This window comes from Streptomyces atratus, assembly GCF_014648655.1.
In the GTDB taxonomy this organism is placed as follows: domain Bacteria; phylum Actinomycetota; class Actinomycetes; order Streptomycetales; family Streptomycetaceae; genus Streptomyces; species Streptomyces atratus.
In genome coordinates this window covers 1-2,414 of the sequence record NZ_BMRN01000148.1, presented here as the reverse complement: position 1 = coordinate 2,414, position 2,414 = coordinate 1, and the positions used below count along the sequence as shown (strand labels likewise).

At 67.5% G+C, this 2,414-nt stretch carries 3 protein-coding genes; 1 reads left to right on the top strand and 2 read right to left on the bottom strand.

Annotation, left to right across the window (positions count from 1 at the left end; genetic code table 11):
• Positions 1–81: 81 nt before the first annotated feature.
• Positions 82–1,071, bottom strand: coding sequence for a transposase (locus IEZ15_RS43700; protein ID WP_189282484.1), 990 nt, complete (start codon positions 1,069–1,071; stop codon positions 82–84).
• 59 nt (positions 1,072–1,130) lie between these two features.
• On the bottom strand, positions 1,131–1,535 hold the full coding sequence (locus tag IEZ15_RS43695) for a hypothetical protein (protein ID WP_189282483.1): 405 nt from the start codon (positions 1,533–1,535) through the stop codon (positions 1,131–1,133).
• Positions 1,536–1,730: 195 nt separating this feature from the next.
• Here IEZ15_RS43695 and IEZ15_RS43690 point away from each other — a divergent pair.
• Positions 1,731–2,414: IS701 family transposase (locus IEZ15_RS43690; RefSeq protein ID WP_189282482.1), on the top strand; the 684-nt coding region annotated here is incomplete at its 3' end.

Genomic DNA, 2,414 nt, shown 5'->3' with positions numbered 1-2,414 from the left:
GCACATCCCACCCGCCGAGCACGAAGCCAACTACTACAAGGAACTCACGAAACCCCAGGTCACAACCACAATCTGAGATCTCTACCGAACCCGGGGCGGTTCAACATGCGGCTGGCCCCCGAACACCCCGACGTGACCTGCAAGCAGCTCGTCACTCCTTTTGCGGCTCGCGAACGCGGTGTATTCGGGTATCTCGGCGACTTCGGCGTCCGAGATGAGTTCACCGGTCTCGGGGTCGGGCACCGCGGTCGGGTAACTGATGTGTTGCCAGGCATCGTTGGGAATGCTGTGGACAGCTTGTTTGATGGAGGGGTTCATCCCGGTGGTGATCGAGAAGTGGGCGCCGGCCCGGCGGCAGGCGGCGATCACCGCGGCGTTGTAGAACTGCGAGTCGGCCCGCAGGATACGGGTCCCGGTGCAGCCGGCCTCGCGGGCGGTGGCCAGGGCCTCGCTCACGAATTTCGAGGCGCCTCGGGAGTCTGCCGCCTTGCCGCGGCGCATCCGTGCTCCGGCGATCACAGGTCTCGATTGTGGGGTGCAGACCGTGGCGAGGAGGGGGTGCAGGGTGCGGATGCCCTTGAACCGGCCGTACTCGGCGCCCTGTTTCGCCCGGCCGTAGACCCGCTTGTGGGTGGAGTCGACATCGATGAACGCCAGCTCGTCCGAGCCCGGCAGCAAGGGGGTGTGCGCGGCCAGTGCGGCAAGGAACCGGCGGTGGACAGCATGGAGTTGAAGGGCATGACCGTGGGTGAACGCGCGCAGGAAGGTGCCCAGCGTGGACGGGGCACGGGCACCTGCGAACACGGCCGGCATCGCCCCGTGCCGCAGGACGTGAAGGTCGTCGATGCTGTCCGCACCCGCGGCCATGCCACCCACAATGCTGCTGACCTTGGCGTCCGCCGCAGCCCCCGCCCCGTTCTTCGCCCCGGTCAGCTTCACCTTCTCCGTCACCAGCCGCGACAGCCCGTACCGCTCGGCCAGCCGCAGCACCGGGACCAGCCCGCCGTGCGCGAGCAGGTTCGGGTCATCGAGCGCGGCGAACGTCGCCGTAGGACTGTGGGAGGATTTCACCTACGAGGTGCCTTGCTGGTCGGGCCGGTGGAAGCGTAGAGAACTCCCATCATCCCAGCTCAGCAGGCACCTCTCTGCGTCAGCCCCTCTCGCGGTCCGTCACCGATCGGTGGATTCAGGCTAAGGACGTCGACCGCGGCCCCCGAGGCCGCGCACTGCTCGGCGGCCTCCCCGGTCCGCTTCTTCCACGTCTCGAAGTCGTCGCCGTTATGGAGTTCGGGCAAGTCACCCTCCCAATAGATGTTGCGGTCCCTGTCCAGGGTGAGGAGGTGGACCCGGCAGTTTTGGCGGAACTTCTCGTAGTCCTGGAACTTCTGGTCCTCGGCGAAGGTGACGACCTCGATGAAGACCGGACCGATACGGACGTCGCCGGGGCCGCCGCTGGTTTTCGCCGGCTCCAGCTCGACCGGGAGTCCGCGGGCCGCCCCCATGAGCGCGAGCCGGGCCTGCGTCTGGGTGTGCAAGAACCGCGACAGGGTGACGTCGCGGTGGGCATCCCGCCTAGTACTCCAGCCGGACTTCTTCATTCGTGCTGGTCAGCGGCTTGGGTGTGGGGAGTGTAGCGGGCTGGAATGGGGGTGGGGCGGTCTTTGCGGGGTCGCCCCACGAACGTGTGGCCGCGCTGCTTGTAGTGGCAACGTTCCGGGCAGCCCGCTCGCATGAGCGATGTACCAACGGGCCTGTGGGAAGAGGGACTTGCTGAGCTGCTCTTGCGGATCGGAGGACGTTTTGCCCGAGTGGAATCCCGGCGACGGATGCGAGACTACGTCCGTGGGCTTCTTGGCCCGGTGGGCCGCAAGAACGGCTGGCAGCTCGCCGAATACGCCGGCCACGCCACCCCCGACGGACTGCAGCACCTGCTTTCCCGGAGCCGCTGGGAGGCCGACGAGGTCCGCGATGACCTGCACGCCTACGTCGCCGAGTACCTCGGCGCGGACAACGGCGTGCTGATCATTGACGACACAGGCTTCGTGAAGAAGGGCACCACTTCCGCCGGTGTCCAGCGCCAGTACTCCGGCACCGCAGGCCGTACCGAGAATTGCCAGATCGGCGTGTTCGCTGCCTACGCCACCTTCCGCGGCCACACTCTGGTCAACCGCGAGCTCTACCTGCCCAAGTCCTGGACCGAGGACCGCGAACGCTGTCGGGCCGCCCGTGTCCCCGACGACCGCGTCTTCGCCACCAAGGGCGAACTGGCGCGGGCCGTCATCCTGCGGGCCCTCGCCTCGCCCCTGCCCGTCGGCTGGGTCACCGCGGACTCCGCCTACGGCCAGGACTCCCACTTCCGCCGCTTCCTCGAAGACCACCAGCTCTCCTACGTCGTGGCCGTCCCGAAGTCCCAG